1 pseudogene is annotated in these 867 nt (G+C 47.5%); it reads right to left on the minus strand.

Annotated features, from left to right (window positions below):
* Window positions 1–33: 33 nt before the first annotated feature.
* Window positions 34–808 (minus strand): annotated as a pseudogene (locus B5F94_RS15955) (IS5 family transposase).
* Window positions 809–867 lie beyond the last annotated feature (59 nt).

The following is an 867-nucleotide window of genomic DNA, read 5'->3' on the forward strand; positions in this document are numbered from 1 at the left end:
TAGGCCTTGTTTTAAAAATTGCAGAGTATTGCATCATTTCAACAAAATGGCGATAGCGCCAATGTAAACGAAGGCAAGGAATGAGGAGTCGAGCTTATCATAGCGGGTGAAAATCCTGCGAAACCACTTGAGCTTCTGGAAAAAGCACTCAACCAGATGCCGCTCTCTGTAGGTATGCCAATCTATAGGCCAGGGATCACTGACATCGCTCTTTGGCGGGATTGTATAGGTGGCCTCCTGAGAAACAATGTACTCTCGGATCGCCTTTGCTCCGTACGCCTTATCTCCAAGGATATTGCTTCTCTCAATGTTGACCTGGCTGAGCAAAGAAACGGCATGGACGGAATCATGGTCGTTGCCGGAACTGAGCATGAAAGCCAGTGGATTGCCTAAGCCATCCACTAAAGTATGAATCTTCGTATTTCGGCCACCTCTGGACATGCCAACCGCTTTATCCTCGGTTTTTTTCCCCGCCATTGGCACTTTGATGTACCTTGCAGGATGTCGAGTCAATTGAGATGTTCTCAAAATCCGCATCTATGGACAGAGTCTTGAAGATCGCCTCAAAAATCCCCATGTCCTTCCACTTCCGAAAGCGGCTGTACACAGTCTGCCATGGGCCATATCGTTCCGGAAGCTCTCTCCACGGCGCCCCTCCTCTGGCAATCCACAGTATCCCATTCAGTGCACTGCGGTTATCACATTTTGCCGGGCGTCCGCGTTTCCCTTCCTTCGGATGTTCTGGCGGCAGCATATCTTTGATTCGATTCCATTCACTTTCTGTGAGTTCATATCGTTTTGTTCCCATATCAATAGTTTACTAAATCATATCCGTTTGTGCAACTTTTGTTTTTCAAACATGGCCTA

Origin of the sequence: Flavonifractor sp. An4, assembly GCF_002161755.1 — a bacterium.
Lineage (GTDB): Bacteria > Bacillota > Clostridia > Oscillospirales > Oscillospiraceae > Flavonifractor > Flavonifractor avicola.